The organism is Pseudoalteromonas sp. 68 DY56-GL68 (genome assembly GCF_041414825.1).
GTDB lineage: Bacteria > Pseudomonadota > Gammaproteobacteria > Enterobacterales > Alteromonadaceae > Pseudoalteromonas.
The window spans coordinates 360932-379249 of the sequence record NZ_JAOCZL010000018.1 but is presented as its reverse complement, the minus strand read 5'-3'; the positions used below and the strand labels follow the sequence as shown (position 1 = coordinate 379249).

At 41.0% G+C, this 18318-nt stretch carries 14 protein-coding genes; 6 read left to right on the top strand and 8 right to left on the bottom strand.

Translation table 11 applies throughout. From position 1 onward, the window contains the following. Positions 1–14 precede the first annotated feature (14 nt). Positions 15–2315, bottom strand: a complete 2301-nt coding sequence (locus NYF15_RS10185) for a TonB-dependent receptor plug domain-containing protein (protein WP_371353477.1) — start codon at positions 2313–2315, stop codon at positions 15–17. A gap of 283 nt (positions 2316–2598) precedes the next feature. On the opposite strand from NYF15_RS10185, the gene NYF15_RS10180 reads away from it, so the two are divergent. The 4 genes from NYF15_RS10180 to NYF15_RS10165 all read left to right on the top strand — a co-directional run bounded on the left by NYF15_RS10180 (position 2599) and on the right by NYF15_RS10165 (position 6976). Continuing rightward, positions 2599–3516, top strand: coding sequence for a GGDEF domain-containing protein (locus NYF15_RS10180; protein ID WP_341804040.1), 918 nt, complete (start codon positions 2599–2601; stop codon positions 3514–3516). After that, positions 3500–4498 (top strand): AraC family transcriptional regulator ligand-binding domain-containing protein, encoded by a 999-nt coding sequence (locus NYF15_RS10175; RefSeq protein ID WP_371353476.1) that lies wholly within the window; start codon positions 3500–3502, stop codon positions 4496–4498. Before NYF15_RS10180 ends, NYF15_RS10175 begins: the two co-directional genes overlap by 17 nt. 85 nt (positions 4499–4583) lie before the next feature. Then, positions 4584–5936, top strand: coding sequence for a magnesium transporter (locus tag NYF15_RS10170; RefSeq protein WP_237119516.1), 1353 nt, complete (start codon positions 4584–4586; stop codon positions 5934–5936). A 134-nt stretch (positions 5937–6070) separates the two neighbouring features. Continuing rightward, on the top strand, positions 6071–6976 hold the full coding sequence (locus NYF15_RS10165) for a hypothetical protein (RefSeq protein ID WP_371353475.1): 906 nt from the start codon (positions 6071–6073) through the stop codon (positions 6974–6976). Here the strand turns inward: NYF15_RS10165 and NYF15_RS10160 are convergent. The 7 genes from NYF15_RS10160 to NYF15_RS10130 form a co-directional block, all read right to left on the bottom strand. After that, positions 6973–7521, bottom strand: coding sequence for a hypothetical protein (locus tag NYF15_RS10160; protein WP_371353474.1), 549 nt, complete (start codon positions 7519–7521; stop codon positions 6973–6975). The two genes, NYF15_RS10165 and NYF15_RS10160, sit on opposite strands and share 4 nt — an antisense overlap. A 119-nt stretch (positions 7522–7640) precedes the next feature. Further along, complete coding sequence (locus NYF15_RS10155) at positions 7641–10160, bottom strand: TonB-dependent receptor plug domain-containing protein (protein WP_371353473.1); 2520 nt, start codon at positions 10158–10160, stop codon at positions 7641–7643. A gap of 136 nt (positions 10161–10296) precedes the next feature. Then, a complete protein-coding gene (locus tag NYF15_RS10150) occupies positions 10297–11277 on the bottom strand; it encodes a GGDEF domain-containing protein (RefSeq protein ID WP_371353619.1) in 981 nt (326 codons plus the stop codon). Positions 11278–11432: 155 nt separating this feature from the next. Next, positions 11433–11882, bottom strand: coding sequence for a hypothetical protein (locus NYF15_RS10145; RefSeq protein WP_371353472.1), 450 nt, complete (start codon positions 11880–11882; stop codon positions 11433–11435). Further along, entirely contained in the window at positions 11872–13605 is a 1734-nt protein-coding gene (locus tag NYF15_RS10140) for a S8 family serine peptidase (protein WP_371353471.1), read from the bottom strand. Before NYF15_RS10140 ends, NYF15_RS10145 begins: the two co-directional genes overlap by 11 nt. Before the next feature lie 171 nt (positions 13606–13776). Continuing rightward, positions 13777–14154 (bottom strand): DP-EP family protein, encoded by a 378-nt coding sequence (locus NYF15_RS10135; protein ID WP_371353470.1) that lies wholly within the window; start codon positions 14152–14154, stop codon positions 13777–13779. A gap of 23 nt (positions 14155–14177) precedes the next feature. Further along, on the bottom strand, positions 14178–17432 hold the full coding sequence (locus NYF15_RS10130; RefSeq protein WP_371353469.1) for a winged helix-turn-helix domain-containing protein: 3255 nt from the start codon (positions 17430–17432) through the stop codon (positions 14178–14180). Between the two features lie 225 nt (positions 17433–17657). On the opposite strand from NYF15_RS10130, the gene NYF15_RS10125 reads away from it, so the two are divergent. Together NYF15_RS10125 and NYF15_RS10120 are read left to right on the top strand one after the other, a co-directional pair. Continuing rightward, positions 17658–18086: a hypothetical protein gene (locus NYF15_RS10125; RefSeq protein WP_371353468.1), complete on the top strand. Its 429-nt coding sequence runs from the start codon at positions 17658–17660 to the stop codon at positions 18084–18086. Continuing rightward, entirely contained in the window at positions 18083–18274 is a 192-nt protein-coding gene (locus NYF15_RS10120) for a helix-turn-helix transcriptional regulator (RefSeq protein ID WP_062570454.1), read from the top strand. The genes NYF15_RS10125 and NYF15_RS10120 overlap by 4 nt, the downstream gene beginning before the upstream one ends. The last annotated feature ends 44 nt before the right edge of the window (positions 18275–18318 follow it).

The window sequence follows — 18318 nt, the reverse complement described above, 5'->3', positions numbered from 1 at the left end:
TAACTCTTTGTGTATTAAAACGCGTAGCGCAGCATTAACTGAATGACTGGGCCTGCTTCTTCAGATTCCAGTTCATACTCGTCAAAGTCGCGGTTGATTTGGTCATCAACGGTGTCGAACTTGTTAAAGCTCTCGTCTTTGCTTGCATCTAGTAGGTTTGAACCCACTAAACGAAGCGTGACGTCTTGCCAGCGTTTTTCTACGAATACTTCAAGGTCTGCGCCGTAGTGTGTAGTCACTTCTTCACCCACGATACGACCATAAGCATCACCTTGTTTACGGTAAGTTGCACCGAATGAAGCGCCTAAATCAGGTAGGTCTTGAATAAAGCCAACGTTAAATACGTAGTCAGATTGGTCGTTAAATTTACGGCTACCAAAGGCGTCATCTACTTCTGAATCAAGCCATGAGTAGTTAAAAAACACCCCAGTGTTTGGCATGCTAAGGGCCGAAAGAGGCGTTGATAAGTCAAGTTCAACCCCTTTCACAGTACCATCACCTGTGTTACGTGGTTGTAATATATAGGTGCCTTCGCCTTCTGAACCTTCTACGCCAGTATTCGCAATTTCAATAAGGTCAGAAACATCACGGTAGAAAACATTGATACCCACTACGCCGCTTTTGCCTAAGCGATACTCATATCCTAGGTCCATACCCCACGATGATTCTGGCTGAAGGTCTGGGTTACCTAAAAAGTCGTTATCGCCTAATTCTTTTTCAAGTAGAGCAGGGGTGATGTAATCAAAGTCTGGGCGGCGTAAGCTGCGTGCAACAGACGCACTTATACGGCCGTTTTCAGAAACGTTGTAGCGTAAATGGGCCGACGGTAAGAAAAAGTCGTAGTCATTGTCTGCTGTTACACCTTCAGTTTTATCGGTAATGTTTGAGTCGGTTGACTCATAACGCACACCCATTTCCCACGAGAAATCTTGATCTTCGTGTTTTATCAGTGCAAACACATCTAAGCGGTCTTCTTTTAGTGTATTTACACCGCCAGCCGCTGCTTCAAACTCGTTGTTAAAGCCTGCCAGTGACAGTGGTGTTTTGCTGAACTGATCCCAGCTTGCAAAGTTTTGTTCGCTTTCCCCTTCGGCTTGATAAACCGCCGTATCACGCTCTTTACCTTGTAAAAATGCACCAAATTGAATGGTTTTATTTTCACCTGCAAATAGGCTGTGTTGCCATTGCAATGACCACTCTTTATCGTCAATATCAACGGTTTCTTCCTCTTCTTCGAATACCATAGGAAGTTCAGAGGTATCAATTTCTACTTCTTGCTCGTATACAGACTCTTCAAAGCGTGCAAAGCCTAACTTGAATTTACTGGTGCCACCAAAGAGTGGTAGCTCATAGCCTGAGTTGATGTTGTAGTTGGTTTGATCAATATAAGACACATTGGCATTGTCGGTTTCAAGATTGCCCCCTTCAACAATCGAATTGCTGGTGGCAGTTGGGTCATCGTATTCAAATGAACGTTCATCTTCTGTTCGGTCTGTATCAACCCAAATAGCGCTTATATCGAATTTACTACCATTATCAAAGGCGATTTCGTAGCTGGCATTGAGTGATGTATCGTCACCGTCGCGGGTGTCGGTTTGATCTTCGCGGTTATCAAACTCTTCCATTTGATAATTGGCGTTATTTTCAGGGCTGTCGCCATAGCGTCGGCTTGATTTTTGTTTTGGGTTATAACGGCCTTGTAAGTTTGCACCAAGTAATAAGCGGCCACCTGCAAACTCAGTACCGTAAACGCCTGCAAAGCTTTCTTTTAATTCGCCATCGTCATAACGTAGGCCACCCGCACGCAAATAACCGCCATCTAAACTGTAGCCATCACGAAGAACGATGTTAAGTGTACCTGCAATCGCATCGGCTGAGCGGTTTGCACTTGATGCACGAATAATTTCTACACGCTCAATTAGCTCAGCAGGAATGCGGTCAACAAAAAATGAGCGGTCTGCACCTGCGCCTGGCACTTCTTCGCCATTAATAAGCACCTTCGTATAAGCAGGGCTCAGGCCTCGCATACGTGCTCCGTCTGACTCTAAAACGTCAGACAAAAACGTCACACTCGGTACACGCTTCAATGCATCCCCTGCGGTAAGTGGTTCAAAGCGCTGGAAGTATTCTTGCGAATACTCAAGTGTGGGGGCAAGTTCTTGTGAACGGTTGCGATAACCAATTTCACCATACACAACAAGCTCTTCAGAGACTTTTACTTTTTTCTCATCTGTCGTTTGTGCATCTTGTGCATAGGCACCGAATTGACATAAGGCGAGGGCGCTGACTAACGCCTTCGTTTTAAATTGTTTCATGGGTTACTCCTGATTGTCCTTGGTTTTGAGAGCAAACTACCCAGCTTAAATGACGCAAATGTGACAAAAAACCGCTAACAACCAGTAAAAACAAGCAATTAGAGGTGTTTTAAAAGCATTTTGAGCTGCAATCACCCCATTCAATTAAAGTAAATACAACGCTTAAAGGGTTTAAAAAGGGAGTATTGTCGTTTTGCTGTCACATCATTGAGCTAATATGACCCTGCTGCTTTAAATGCTAACGGGTTAGCATGGCAGTGTGATTTATTGTTAGGTATAGAGAATGCGATTTAACCCTTTTACTCATCATCGATTGTTAACCAATGTTGTGATTGCTCTGTTTGTAATTGCATTTTTGCTAAGCGCACAAGCAGGGGAGTTAAAACCACTTGCCGATATTGCATGGTTAGATATTTTAGGTGAAGGTGGCATTGTGTTGATGACACTGACATGGATTGCAGCACTGCTTATTTCAAGGCCTCCCAGTAAAGTCACCACTTTTTTAGTTTTAGGGCTTGGGCTTTTTATGTTTTCAGCCTCTTTGGATTTATTTGATGAGTGGTTACATCAACCAACTAACACTTGGCTAACATGGATTGAATCTTTACCTGCCCCCATAGGGATGATTTTTACAAGCATTGGGCTATATCAATGGCACAAGGAGCAATATGTATTAAATCGCCAACTAAAGCGTCGTGAAGCAATGCATCGCGAGCATGAATTAGTGTGCTCGATCACAGGACTTTACAAAGCCAATTATTTGCAAAACGTACTGAAAGACCAATTAACTGTGCCACAACCTTTGCAGTTGGCGGCAATTGATATCCGAGACTTTTCAAACTTTAATGCTGAATTTGGCTTTATGGAAGGCGATCGCTTATTGAGCGAGGTAAGTGAACTGGTGTTAATGAACTGTCGCTTGAGTGATGTTGTATGCCGCTATGCAGGCGACTGTTTTATGGTGTTGATGCCAAATACAACTGAGCAACAAGGCAAAGAGCTGGTAACGCAAATAGTCGCCGCGCTGACACATTGTGCTTTTAAAGTTGAAGGCGCTAAACAGGCTAAGTTTCAACATGTTTCGTCTGCTTTGGTGAGCCGAAAACAAGATGATTCAGCGCACAGTTTGAGCGCTCGCTTGCATACCCAGCTACAACAACAAAAACAACAAAGAGTGAGTCATAGTGAAGCCGTATCTTAATCAAGATGACAAATACCTAACTGCACAGGGGCTTATTACCACGCTAGTAGAGCTTGCTTTGAGTCGTGGAGTGGAGCTTCATAAATTACTTAGAGGCACAGGGGTGTTTGAGCAAGATTTAATGAGTGTGCAACATCAGTTTAGTATTTCACAGCAAGTACGTTTGCTGGCTCAATTTAAGGTCTTGATGAAATCCGCGGACAGTGGGTTTTTGCTGGGCAGCCAGCTTGCTAACGATACCTCCGTTGCCGCCCAAGGCGTACTGCAAAGCCCAAGTATTGGTCAGGCACTTAAGCAATTGCACGCGCTGCGTATGCAATTGGCTCCGTTATTGTTTAGTTATAGTTATCTACACAATGAGCAATATCATATTGTGCTGCAAAACGCTGTCGGCCTTGATGATGAAATGAGTCAATATGTTATGGAAATTTACAGTGCAGCGTTTTATCAAACCCTTAAAAAAGTAGCGGGCGAGCGCATTCATTGCCACTTTGATTTTGCTTATAAACGTGCCAGACATAGCCAAGAATACGAGCAACATCTAGGATTAAAAGTCGCGTTTGAAAAGCCAATAACACAATGGATATTTAATAAAGAAGTATTGCGAATGGAAAACCCTGCTTTTAGTAGTTTTCGTTTTTCGCAAATTAACTCACAGCTTGCAGCATACAATTATGCCAATACAACGTTTGTCGAGGCTGTAGGGCGATTAATTTATCAAACTCCAGCTCTTAACTTAGATCAAGTGGCTCATGTTTTTGCCATGAGTTCAGCAACCTTCAAACGCAAACTCAAAGCGCATAATGTGCGTTTTTCAGCATTGTATGATGAGCAAAGTAAGCGCAAAGCGATTTACCTACTTGCCATGCGTAAGCAATGCAATGAGCAAGTGGCTATGCGCTTATCGTTTTACGATATAGCAAACTTTAGGCGTGCGTTTAAACGCTGGACGGGGATCACCCCAAGCCAATTAAAAATTTAGTTTAAAAATAAATTTATTGAGTAGCAGTTATTTTTATAAAGCTAGGTTAGACTGTTGTTATTGATGTATTTAACCGAGTTTGCAGATGATTGAATACCCTGTTGACCAACTTCCGCAGCTCATTGATGAGCTATTACAGTGTGATACCACCACGCGTAAAAACAAGTTACTTGCTGATGCCAAAGAAAAACTCTCTACAGAGCATCTTTCGCTTTTATTTGAAGCCTTACCTAAAGAGCAACGTTTAGAGATATGGCAGCTACTTGATGAAGATACACAACACGAAATTTTTATTAATTTAGGTGGCGATAGTTGTCGTTGGCTATTACAAAGCTTAGATGAAGCTGAGGGTTTCAAGTTACTTGATGAAGTCAGTGTTGAAGAGTTACTTGAACTTGAAGAAATCATTCCTGAGCGGTTTGTTGATTATGCCCGTCGCCAACTCGACGAAGTTCAAACAAAACAATATGAGTTAGCACAACAATATAATCCAGAACAATTAGGTCACTGGTTAGATTTTGATGCCTTAAAAGTGTCGGAAAAGCTCACCGTAGCAGGTGCCCGTAAGATTTTTCAAAAAGGATTACCGCAATATACCGAAGTTATTTATTTAGTGAGCCGCAAGGGGACATTGATCGGTGAAGTGGCAATCAATACTCTATTTAAAGCCAACGATAACGACAGCTTACTTGATTACGCGAACCTTGATGTGTCGGCTTTGCATGCGGATGATGACCTATACGAAGCTGCTGAAGTGGTTATTCATAGCGAAAAAATGGCCATGCCGGTGGTGAATGCCGACAACAAACTGCTAGGCCGCTTATCAGTGTCATCGGCGTATGAATTGCGCCAAGAAGTAACCGACGAAGCCGCTGCTAAAGCCGGTGGTCTTCGTGAAGACGAAGATCTGTTCTCAAGTGTAACAAAGTCTGCAAAAAACCGCGGTATTTGGTTGGGTATTAACTTGGCTACTGCGTTTTTAGCCTCTTGGTTTATCGGCTTATTTGGCGCGACCATTGAGCAGGTTGTAGCACTTGCGGTATTGATGCCTGTGGTTGCGTCGATGGGCGGAATTGCAGGAAGCCAAACGTTAACGGTTATTGTGCGCGGTTTAGCACTAGGTCAGGTGACAGACTCTAACCGCAGAGCACTATTGAAAAAAGAACTTAGAGTGGGGGCATTAAATGGGTGTGTATGGGCGTTTGTAATTGGTGTGCTCACTTACTTCTGGTTTAACGACGGCATGCTGAGTTTAACAATTACGATTGCCATACTATTAAACTTAGTTGCTGCATCACTATCAGGTGTAGTGATCCCGTCTATTTTGGATAAACTTAAAATAGATCCCGCACTTTCGGGCTCAGTTATTTTGACTACAGTTACTGATATTGTCGGCTTTGTCACTTTCCTTGGTTTGGGTAGCTTACTGCTACTTTAGCGTCAAAAATAAACAAGAAGCCTTTATAAAGGCTTCTTGTTTAATTACATTTGTAACAATAAATTAAAAAACCACTGTCAAAATTAATTCTTTTTTGTTACTTTTTATGTGTGTGATCACTGAGAAAGTAGTGAATGAAAAATAGATTAATGCTGTTATTACTCGGTTTGTTGCCTTTTCAGAGCTGTGCTTCTGAAAACTTCAGTGACCATGAGGTTTATTGCGCGCAGCAAAAGCAATTAAGTTGCCTAGACTATATCAGCCTACAACTCAAAAACAGTGAACATCATTCAGACCGTTGGTATGAAATTAAGTCGTATCAGTTTGATTATTATTATGATCAAATGGACTTTCTTACCTTAAAAGAACATACCGAACCTTTCATTCAACTAACTGAACTGCCTCAAGTATTTCAAGTTCAGGTGTACTTTTATTATGCTAAATCAATGCACTACCTCGGGGAGCATGATGTCGCTCAAAAGTACGCAACTAAAGCGTTTGAAAAGCTACAGGCTATTTTTGACTCGTTTGGTAATCCAATGCGCATGGTTGAATTGGCAAATTTACAGCATGTATTTGGTAATAAAGAAACGGCTTTACAAATTCTTGATAAAGCCGAGCGTCGATTTGGTAAGAGCAAAGACCCTATTTTTCATTTTGAGTTGTCATCAAACAAAGCCCATGTATTTCATTCTTTGGGTGATTTAGAGAGTGCTTTGATCAGTAGAGAGGCCGCAGTTGACTGGATTTTAAAGACCAGTCATGCTCGTAAAATAACCCTTGCACTAGGGAACTTGGCACGTACTCATCAATTATTAGAGCATTACTCAAAAGCGGCGCATTATTATCAACAAGCACTTGAGCATATGAGTGAATCGACTGATCAACTTATTCTCGCTATCTATAAGTTACGTTTAGCTGAGCTAAACTGGCAAGCAGGTAATCATGAGCAAGCTGTTAAGTGGTTTAAGCAAGTGCATAAAGACGATATTCGTCAAACGCATACCGCTCTTTATACACAGCTTAAAAGTGCGCTTTAGATAGAGTAAAAGCAGCCTGATTTTTCAGCTTCGCCTGGCGCTAAAATTTGCAAATGAGTCGATTCACCCTGCTGCATCATAGGTTTCATAGCCTCATCAAATAACTTAGCCGCTTTTTCCATCTGTTTAGCTTGCTCATTTAACGCTTTAAAGTCGGCATCATGAGAAGCAATGAGCGAATCAAGTTTATGAGTTAATGCATCTTGCTCTTTTAATAAATCTTTGTTGATTCTTAGGTGGTTTTCATCTTCTACCACGGCCTTTTCTGTAATTGCTTCTATTTGCTGTGAATATTCTGTGACTTGCTGCTCCATATCAGTGAGGGGCAGCTCCAGTGATTCAAGCTTTTCTTGCTCACGCTTTAATTGTTGATAGGCGGCGATTTGCTCGTTGTTTAACGTGCCTTCATGCACTTTTTTACAGTCCTTAAAGGTGATAACACGGTAGTTGTTATCGTCAATAGTCGTGCTTGCGTTAGAAAGACCAATACAGGCAGTGGTGGCTGCGGCTAATAGAGCTGATGCTGTGATGCGTACTAAATTCATAATGCTGTCCTTAATGGGTTGCGTTATTAAGTTAGTCGCAGCAAGTGTGAAAAAAGTTGGTTAAATGAGTTATATTTTTATAAGGAAGCGGTGCTAGCCTAAGCCAGCACCGATTATTTTTAGAAGTTATAAGTGATGTTACCGTAGATGAAACGGCCATCTAAACTATAAGGTGTAAACGCACTATAAGTGAAAATTTGATTAAAGTCGCTGTAACCTATGTTGCTTACAGTATCTTGTGGGTACTGATCAAATAAGTTGTTTGCGCCAACAGCAAATTTCCATTGTGCAGATGGGCGGTATGCCACCTCTAAATCAGTGATCCATTTTGCATCAATGACTTCATCACCTTCTGGTGTGCTTGATGTATCCACCACTTCGCCGTAACGCGTGGCGCGAAGTGTTGTTTGGAAGTTTTCAACGTCCCATGTTGCAGATAAGTTCCACTTATTTGCTGGCGTGCCTTCTTCGAAGCGAGTAATTTCACGACGCGCAAAGTATTCGTAGCTATCACCAAGGGCTTCAAGCTCAGCAGGATTTTCTTTAACATGAGTGACTTCGGTGTCATTAAAGTTAACGGCTGCACTTAAGCGTAAGTCACCGTAGTTCTCAAGCCCTAATGAATAGGTTGCAACAATATCAACACCTTGCGTACGTGAATCAATGGCATTGGTAAAGTAGCGAACGCTTTGAGTATTTTGCTCACCGGCCCCGGCTAAAATAGCTTCTACGGCAGGGCCACTTAAGTTTTCAGACAACACAATACGGTCATCAATGTCGATGCGATATGCATCAAGCGTTAAGCTAAAGTTACCTTGCGTAAAAATAAAGCCCGCAGTCATGTTGACTGATTCTTCTGCATCAAGGTCACGAGCACCCAGTGCGCGCGCCGCAGGTTCATCAACAGGGAACAAACCAACTTCACTTGGAATACCATTTTCAAATACCGTGCTTACCGATTTGTAAGACGTTTGTGCAAGTGATGGTGCTCTAAACCCAGTACTAATTGCACCACGCAGAGACAATGATTCACTTACGCTGTAACGAGAAGCCAGTTTTGATGTAAAAGTACTACCAAAGTCACTGTAATCTTCAAAGCGGCCAGCAAGAACCACATTCCAGTCGCTTGTGAGGTAGGTATCAAACTCAGCAAATACAGCGACATTATGGCGGCTTTCATCAGTTGCACTGTCAGGTGAAAAGCCTGCTAAAACTTGTGCACCACCGGCAGCAACAGGGTTGCCTGCATCATCAAGTACCGTGATATAAGAGGCTGTTTCACCTGCTTTAATTTGGTAGTTTTCGTGGCGATACTCAGCACCAATGGTAACAAAAACATCGTCAGGTAAGCCTAAATCAAGCGTGTTGCTGGCATCCATGTTAACTAAGTATTGCTCGTACACAAGCGCACCGTTATCAAACTCAGTTGGGCTATTTACGCCCATTGACGTGTTTAAACTGTTGCTAACACCTAAACCAAAGTCATTACGACCATAGTTGCTGCTTAGATCCCATGTCCACTCATTGGTTTCGCCGTTCAGGCCAATAGCAAATGAGTAGTCATCTACGTCGGTATCAATTTGTGGTAAGAAACCGTCAGGATATACTTCAGGTAAGTTACGAGAGTCTTTTGCACGGCGATAAAAACCAGCTGAATTACCTTTACGGTTTGAGTAACTAGCAAATGAATACAGCGATAACGTGTCGTTAAACTCATAACCTAGGTTATAGAATAGGGCGATATCTTCAATATCGGCTTTACCAAAACGGTGATTATAGCGGTCAAAGTCGAATTCACGTGGGTCTAGGTTACCGTTTGCATCGCGGCTATATTGTTCACGCTGGTCAATACCTGAGCGGTTAGTTGGCTCGTTATTACGCGATTCAATTGAAATATTAATAAAGCCATTATCTGCAAATGAGAAACCCGCATTAGCGCTTGCGGTGCGCGAAATACCGTCGTTTAATTTGCGGTCAGCACCTTTTGCAAAGCTTAAGTTGCCTTCGCTATCTGCGCTTGTGCCTAATAATTGTGGCGAGCCTGCCATTTGTGTGTCGTACTCACCATAGGTGTAGCTTACACTACCGCCTTCGTCGGCATCTTTTAGTACAATGTTAATTACACCAGCAATGGCGTCTGAACCATATTGCGCGGCAGCGCCATCACGCAGTACTTCTACGCGTTTAATTGCTGAGGTAGGAATATTATTTAAATCAACCGCCGTTGAACCACGACCTACGGTACCACCTAAATTTAATAGGGCACCCGCATGGCGGCGTTTACCGTTGACTAATACCAGTGTGTGATCCGGTGCAAGGCCACGTAATACAGCAGGTTTTGCGTGGTCAGTGCCATCGGCAAGGGTTGCACTTGGGTAGTTAAAACTAGGTAACTGAGAGGCAAGTACTTGGCTAATTTCAAGCTGACCTGTGCTTGCTAAGTCGCGGCTTGTTAATAAATCAACCGGAACAGTACTTTCTGACAAGCTACGTAAACTACGACGTGTGCCCGTCACTGAAATAACTTCAATATCTTTTGCTGTATTTTCAGCAGGTTGCTCAGCAGCGATTGCAGTCACTGATGCAGCAAGCGTACTTGCGATTGCAAGTTGCAAAGGTAATTTGTTGAATAATGCCATTATTGATTCCCATCTGACTTATCTATTTTAGCGCAGTGTAAAACGCATAATGGGAACAAACAAATAACATAAAAGTATAGTATATGTGTAACTAACGCGACTTGTTAATTAGTTTTTTATGTTGTTAATTATGTGTTTACGCGCTAATGCTGATCTTGTTGCGCCCCTCTGTTTTGGCACGGTACAACGCGGTATCGGCTGCGCAAATTAACGCCTCTGATGTACGGTATTGGTTATTAAATTCACACGCAATGCCTTGGCTTACACTTATTCTGAAATCACTGGGCAAACCTATATCTGTAAATGACATTGTATTGATTTTAATTTGAATATGTTTTGCAATTGCTGCGGCTGTGTCTTTTTGACACCTTGGTAATATAACGGCAAATTCTTCACCACCATAACGCGCTGCTAAACAGTCATGAGAGGGCAGTGACTCTGCAATTATACTCGCTACTTTTTGTAAGCACTTATCACCTTTAACATGGCCGAACCGATCGTTAAATAGTTTAAAATAATCAATATCAATTAATATAGTGCTAATAGCTTGATTTGTTTGCACACTTTCTTGCCAATGTTTTTTTAATGACTCTTCCAAAGTAAGGCGGTTTGCAAGGCCTGTTAAGTGATCGGTTGTGGCTTGTTTTATTAAGCGATTATACTGCTCTTTATGTGATGACAAATCATGTAAAACGCAAATAAATAAGTTATCTGCAATAGCGATATTTTTAGGTAAGCTTGATATACATAAATCAGCATCAAGGGTTTTATTGTCGGCACGATTAATTTTAACCTCATTCGGCCCTAAACTAATTGGTGAGTCTTTATGATCTAACCAACTGAGTAGTGTATACATGTATTTATCGCGGTCGGTATCGTGCAGATAATGTAATAGGTTTTGACCAATTAAGGCCTCTTGGTTATCACCAAAAAGTTGCGCAGCCATCGGGTTGGCAAATTCAAACGTGCCTTGACCATTGATGATAAAAACACCCTCAGCCATGTGCTGAAACATCTGTGCAATTAACGCGAGCTGATCTGAGTTTATAGAGTTAGGTAACGTACCCTCAGCGTGGTTTGTGATTTTGCTTGTTTGTTTATTTTTGTTGTTGGAAATAGACACTCTCGTTCCTTTTTGCCAATGCAAACGTTTTTGGTGTCTATAAAGTTACTTAAAAAAGTGCAAATAAACCTTCTGGTAACCTTCTGGTTTTAAGTTATTGTTTTAAAATAATAAAAGGCTCATTCTAAAGAGCCTTTAACAACATGATTTTAGTTTTCTCTATCATTCTTTATTTGTGGATCAGCACTTTGATCCAGTTTTCGCGTATCCATTTGTACTTGAATTATCGCTTGTTCATTCGCTAATTGAGCTAATAATTGGCTGAGGTTAGCTGAATCGGCGCTCACAACAAAAAAATCACTGAGCTGATGTTTGAGTGTTAACTGATGGCGAGTTGCAATGTCAGCAAAATAAACTGACTCTGTAAGTTTTAACACTAAATCGCCCGTTAGCTGTAAACCTGCTCCATTTTGTTGGTCAGTGATAATGTCACCCACCGCTAAATTAGTATTATTAGAACTTGCTAATTGAGTCAAAAGAGCTTTGCCTGAGGTAATATCTGCCGCACTTACATTGACAGAAAAAAGAATAGAAAAAATTAATATAGCAGAAACAAAATAGTTGTTAGTTTTCATCATAATTCCTTTATTAATGACCATAGAAACGCAGCGACCATGATTTTAATACTCCATCAAGGCTATTATTTTCGTCATTCATACTTAATAAACCTGTTTTTTCATTATGTAAAAGCGTTTGGCTATTACCTTTGTCAGTATCGATTAAACGAATTTTCCAATCACCAAAAGATGATTCGCCATAAAAATGCTGACTTAATAAAACAGCATTCTCGATGCTATCGTTATTAATGTTAATAAGGCCAGTACGAGGGCTTAATAAAACGCTACGCGTACCTGCTGGAGAAATTAATTCAATAGCGAGATCTCTAAAACGAGCATGATCAATCGACACTTTTAACTGTACAGCTTCAATCGTTAACGCCTCATTGCTAGACATATTATCTTGCGCGCCATTTAAGCTCGCATCAGGAATGATGGTGTGATTATTATGCGTTTGCCATGCAGTTGTTTTTAAAGGGGGTAAGTTGCTGGTTGTTTCTTTCGCTAAGGTAACCGCTGCATCTACATCAATCGCACCTAAACCGTAAAAATAATGATAGTGGTAGCCTGCATTGTTTTGTTGCCAGCCATCAATAGCTGAATAGCTCACAATATTATCGCTGTTATTGGTAAAAGTAAGGGCGACTCCTTGGTTTGATTGATCAATTTTACGAGCTGTCTTTGCTAACACATGTTTGACGGTGCGCGCATCCAGTTGTGGATTTGCAGACATTACCAGTGCAACAGCACCCGAGGTGTTAGCCGCTGCGGCCGATGTACCATACATTGTTGTGGTCGCATCACAAGAAGGATCAATACCTAAGTTATTTAGTGTATTGTCATGGCCTCTGTTATACCCTAAGTCACAACCTGTTAAATCTGTGGTTGTGATACCCACACCATCTTGGCTATATTCTCCGCCTGGTGCAGTTAAAAAGACATTCGCACCAACAGAAGAATAAGATGCTAATTTTCCTTCTGCATTGTATGCAGAAACCACTAAGTTCCAAAAGCTCGCATTGTCAGCGCTAATATTGGCATTGTGAAATGGAAGGCCAAAATTGTTAAAATGCTCTTGGTTCTCATAAGGCATAACTTGGAATTCAGTATCGCCAATAAATGTATTGTATTGTTGATAAGCATTACCAGCGGATTTTATAAACAATGCACCTAAACCGTCATTGCTGTCTAAAACAACTTGCTTCATTGCGTGTTCTTTTAAGCTCATGGCTAGTGATGCGTCGACATTAGTGAACAATGTTGGTTTGCTGCTATAGCTTTGATTAAACACGCGCGAGCTGGCAAGCTCATCACCTGAAAAGCCATGAGAAAGCAGCCAGTTACTGATTGATTGCGATTCTAAGTAGTTAAAACCAATAATTTTTGCTGAAGGAGCAACGCCTCGGCCACCTAAGTTGTTGTTTTCAGTCGCTGCAATAATGCCAGCAACAGCTGTGCCATGGCCTTCGCTATCAGTAAGGGGCTGATTGCTATCACGTAAGTTTATTGATCCATAGGTCACATTTGACCACAAATCAGGGTGGGTTAACTCTACACCACCGTCGATAATTGTAACGGTTACACCTTGACCTTTTATACCCACTAAATCAGAGCCTACGAGGTTAAGACCTGTACTAGCAGAATCGTTGGCATTTAAATGCCATTGGTGAGAAGTCAGTGGGTCATTGTTGTTAAGATTTTCAACCGCAATCGTACTAAAAGTACCGAGGAGGCAAAAACTTAATAGCGCGTGTTTTACATACATTTATTACACAATCCTTTTAATATGTAGTGTTATGATTATTAAAGTTATTTTAATAATACAATAGTGTCACTTTTCTGTTCTGGTGACAATCTTTTGTATGTATTTAGCTGAAAGTTTTATAGGTTGTGGGGCTTGGTAAAAGGCTCCTTGATGGAACCTTCAAAAAGTGCTTTAGTCTTCTTCTTTATTAATTATTTGTGGATCAGCACTTTCATAGTTATTACCATTGTAATGTACGGTGAAAACCATACAAACTATACCTTTATTCTCATCCGAGTCTGTTATATGAATGGCCAGACCGTTGTCAATAACTGTAGGAGTAAAATCTTGCGCGCAATTGCCCTCAAGGTTTGTAAATTTAGCGCCAGTAAATTTAAAGCCTTTCGCAGCAGTTGCTTCATTTAGTGTGTAAATTCCAAGGCTGTTTCTTTCTTTAACAGTACCACCTCCAGAAACTTCTTGACCGTTTTGGAAATATGTAAATATCGCCTCATTATTACTATTGAGTGCAATATTGACAGTAAAGTTGTAGGTTTTATTTTCGCTCATGTTATTACCTTCTAGTTGTTTTTTTATAGTTCAAAGTTAGTGATACCTAACTTCATTAGTTCATTTTTTATTGTGCTGACATCTCTTGATTTATTTAAGCAGGTATAAGCTTGTACAAGTGGGTAGGTGATTTTAATACTTTTGCTGCCTATATTATTCCTCTCTATACTATTGATTACCGTTTGGCAAGCTTCTATCCTAACCATCTCATTTTTAGCTAGTTTTGCTTTTATTAAATGTAACTTAATAAAGATCGAGTTATTTTCAACTTTATCAGTTTCAGAAAGTTTTTCCTTTAAATTTGTGTCGTCTTCAAGCTTTTTTAATAGTTCTTCAGCACCTTTCAACTTTTTAAAATTTATTAAATATTGTATTAGAGTTATTTTTATTTTTATGATGGTCGCATCAGTGAGGTCTTGCTGATTGACGAAATCTATTACTTCTTTTAAGTCGTTGTTAGCTGCTTCTTTATTTGACAGCATTAATTGATATGCGTATGAACGATAATATTGTTTCTGAAATGCTTTGTTTTTAGGATCTTGACTTCTAGATTGATCCATTATCTCAGCAGCTTTTTTAGCTTTTAAATAAGCGTCGGTTTTGACTGGGAAATAACTCAATAGATAACTCTGCTGCATATAGAGATATGATAAGTTACTTTGCAAGCTCGCGTCATCAGGTGTTTCTTTGAGCATACTTTGGTGTTGTACAACAGCCTGATTAAGCAGAGTGAGTGCTTCCTTAAAGTTACCAAGTCTTTCTTCTGTGCTTGCAATCCAACTAATAGTATCAGCCTTGTCTCTTAATAAATTTTTATTATTAGGCTTAAGCTCTAGTGCTCTGTTTTTAAGTTCAAGGGATTGGGTAAAACTCTGTTTTGCTTGCATGTAGTTAAATTGTTTCAAATACAATGAACCTAACGAGTTATAAGAATAAGATAGCTCCATAATTGAGTTAAAATCGTTGGGTGCTAATTTGTACATTTGCTCGCTGTATTCTTGGTATCGTTTTAGCCAAGGTTCAGCGGCTTTATAGTCGCTGTTGTCATAGTGCAATTGCCCCAGCCAAAAAGCATTGGCCCCTGCGAGCATTAGTAAATCAAGGTTATTGGGTTGAATTTTTAGTAAAGACTCTAGTCGAACACGGGCATTTTCAAAGGCGGTGAAGGCTTCGTCGGTTTTGCCGCGCGAGTAGGCCACTTCGCCCATGGCCTCTAAGGTTTGAGCGTACTGAAAGCGGTTATTAAACTGAGCTTGTTTATCACTAAAATCAAACAATGACGCTGCTTCTTCGTCTTGATTGGAAAAATACTCAAGAGCCTTATTGCTAATACCATCCAGTAAATCCATGCGCTTAACGCTTCTGAGTTTGTCGGCAAATTCACCGACCATAAAACCCAGTAAACTCTCAGCTTCTTGGCGTTTTTGTTTTGCTACTTGTTCTGCATGGTAGCTGCGCACGCTCATAAATGTGGCAATAAAGGTTAAGCACACAAGTGTTGCTGCCGTGATTTGTAATACACGTTTTTTACGTTTTGCTTTTTTATTCGAGGCTTTTATTAAAGCAAGTTCATCGTTCGACAAGCTAAACATAGGGTTATTAACAAGGCTATGTGCTTCTTGTAAGGGTTTACCTTGCGCTAGTAGAAAGTCGGTGTGTTTGTGCTCAAGCAGCCATCGCTCGGTGGCAAGTTGTACGCGGCTTTTTATCGCTAAGCTTTGTTGATGCACAGCTACCCAATCGATAGCGCGCTGCCAGTGGCGCAGCAGCGCTTCGTGGGCAAGGCTAAAACAGGCTTGTTCATTTTTAAGGTGCGATACAAACAAACGGCTGTCGACCATGGCTTGCACAAGCTTAGTTTGTGCGGGGTTTGTAAGCTCGTTCCAACGTGCAGCGCGGCTGGTGAGTGTTTCGCCGTCTGGGTTTAGCGTGATCAGCCTTGAAAGCACAACGGCAAGTTCTGCTTGTTGCTCATTGGGTAATTGGCAAAATACTTGCTCGGCTTTTTGGCCAATCGCTCCTTCAATAGTGCCTAGGGCTTGGTATTCTGAAAATAGCAGTTCATTGTCTGGGCTGCGCTGCAAATACAGCTGCTGTAAAGTGTATTGCAGCATAGGCAGTGCATCAGGGTTATTGGCGGTGTCGTTACACAGCTGCTCATCAAGGGGGGTGTGATGTTCTGGGTGTGTTTGCCAACTTAAACCCGCTGCAAGCGCAGGCAAGCGGATCATTTGCTTTAGCTCTGAGCGTGTGGGCGCTAATAAATCAAAATGTGCGCCATTGGCTTTACCTGCCATTAAACTTGGTTGACTCACCACTTGCGGGTAAAAATCATTACGACAAGCGCTAAAAATGATTATACAGTCACTGGTTGCTAAGCATTCTATGAGTTTTAAAAACTGACTGCGTTCGTCATTTGTGAATAAAGGTGACGATAATAAGACTTCTAAGCGGTCAATAAATAAAAATAAGTAGGGTTTGGTGTGTTCATTATTAAGCTCAGCCAGTGCAGCTTTGCAGCGACTAATAATATGCTCTGGCTGTGAGGTTAATAACTCGCAGAGTGTTTCAGCACTCATATCACTGAGCACGGGGGCATCGTTTATTTCTAAATCGAGTAGGGTAGAGGCTAAATCGAGCAATAAGCGGTCTTTATTTACGTCGGCAAAGTCTAGTTGGCAGTAACTATGAACACGTATGCCATCATAGCCACTGGTATTCATTAAGGCAGGTAATACACCCGCGTTTACAAGGGATGACTTTCCTGAACCACTCGAACCTAAAATTAAACAAAAGGCACGGCCAAATTGAATCTGTGCAGATACTCGCTGTAATAAGGTTTCTATTTGCTTGTTGCGACCAAAAAATACTCCTGCTTGATCAGGCGAAAAAGCACTTAACCCGACAAAAGGCGAGTCACCTTGCCAAGCTGTTTGGCTGGCTTTTTGCTCTTCATCAAGGGGGAAGTTTATATTGGCAATTACGCGGTAACCACGCTTACGAATGGTTTCGATGTACTGCGGGCTACTGGCTTTATCGTCAAATGCTTTACGAAGCTGCGTTATTACCTTGTGTAGCGGGTTATCGCCAAGCGCTACATTTGGCCAGCAGTGGCTGATAATTTCTTCGCTGGCTAACAGTTCACCCTGTTTTTCGCACAACAGCAATAATACATCCATCGCTTTTGGTTCAAGATGTTTGACTTGTTCACCACGTCGTATTGAATTTGTGCTTGGGGTAACTTGCCATTCGCCAACAAAAAACAGCGCCGTACTCATAGTTTATCTTCTTTTTATTATTATCGGATGGACAGATTCAGATTCTGTTCAGGTAATTCTAGATTAATACAATATTATGAGTTTAACAGCAAGTCTGTTGTCTTTTTTGAAACTAAAAAATTCTTTATATGTCGTGTTTATAAAACTTTTTGTAAAGTTTGTTTGACTTTTTGTTTTTGTAGTTTAATCTTTAGTCAAGTTAACTTTACTTTTAAGGTGAGAATAATGAATCAAACAGGATTAACATTTAAACAGCGCAATAAGCAAAATACCTTAAACCTTGCTAAGTGGACGGTAGTGTGGTTGCTAACGCTTGCTATTGCTTCGTTTGGGCCGCACTTTTTATGGCAAGATCAAACGGTGATAACTGTTGCCGCAATCGTTATAAATATACTTGTTGGCGTGATGATGATTTTAGCCAACAAGCGACAGCTTCAGGGCATGGATGAATTACAGCAACGGGTACAACTCAATGCCATGGGGATCACACTAGGTGCAAGCTTGGTATTTGGGTTAGCCTATTCGTTGTTACAATCGAGCGGATTAGTGCATTTTAACGAAGATATCTCACATTTAGTTTTGTTTATGGGCATGACCTATTTAGTGTGCATTTTAGTTATGAATAAGCAGTTGAATGACGAGGATGAAGCATGAAAAACCGCTTGAAAGTGCTGCGTGCTGAGCATAACTACACCCAAGCAAAATTAGCTGAGTTACTTGATGTATCAAGGCAAACAGTGAATGCCATCGAAAAAGGTAAATTTGACCCAAGTTTGCCACTGGCATTTAAAGCCGCACGTTTGTTTAACTTGAGTATCGAAGAAATATTTCAGGATGAATAAAGGTGTTGCAAGCAGTAGGTGGCGTTTAACAGCGAATGTTAAAG

Bases quoted from the DNA above. Each gene is read 5' to 3' on its own strand.
- NYF15_RS10130 (WP_371353469.1), bottom strand. From the start codon at position 17,432: ATGAGTACGGCGCTGTTTTTTGTTGGCGAATGGCAAGTTACCCCAAGC.
- NYF15_RS10160 (WP_371353474.1), bottom strand. From the start codon at position 7,521: ATGAATTTAGTACGCATCACAGCATCAGCTCTATTAGCCGCAGCCACC.
- NYF15_RS10180 (WP_341804040.1), top strand. From the start codon at position 2,599: ATGCGATTTAACCCTTTTACTCATCATCGATTGTTAACCAATGTTGTG.
- NYF15_RS10140 (WP_371353471.1), bottom strand. From the start codon at position 13,605: ATGTATGTAAAACACGCGCTATTAAGTTTTTGCCTCCTCGGTACTTTT.
- NYF15_RS10135 (WP_371353470.1), bottom strand. From the start codon at position 14,154: ATGAGCGAAAATAAAACCTACAACTTTACTGTCAATATTGCACTCAAT.
- NYF15_RS10120 (WP_062570454.1), top strand. From the start codon at position 18,083: ATGAAAAACCGCTTGAAAGTGCTGCGTGCTGAGCATAACTACACCCAA.
- NYF15_RS10145 (WP_371353472.1), bottom strand. From the start codon at position 11,882: ATGGTCATTAATAAAGGAATTATGATGAAAACTAACAACTATTTTGTT.
- NYF15_RS10170 (WP_237119516.1), top strand. From the start codon at position 4,584: ATGATTGAATACCCTGTTGACCAACTTCCGCAGCTCATTGATGAGCTA.
- NYF15_RS10155 (WP_371353473.1), bottom strand. From the start codon at position 10,160: ATGGCATTATTCAACAAATTACCTTTGCAACTTGCAATCGCAAGTACG.
- NYF15_RS10165 (WP_371353475.1), top strand. From the start codon at position 6,071: ATGAAAAATAGATTAATGCTGTTATTACTCGGTTTGTTGCCTTTTCAG.
- NYF15_RS10185 (WP_371353477.1), bottom strand. From the start codon at position 2,315: ATGAAACAATTTAAAACGAAGGCGTTAGTCAGCGCCCTCGCCTTATGT.
- NYF15_RS10125 (WP_371353468.1), top strand. From the start codon at position 17,658: ATGAATCAAACAGGATTAACATTTAAACAGCGCAATAAGCAAAATACC.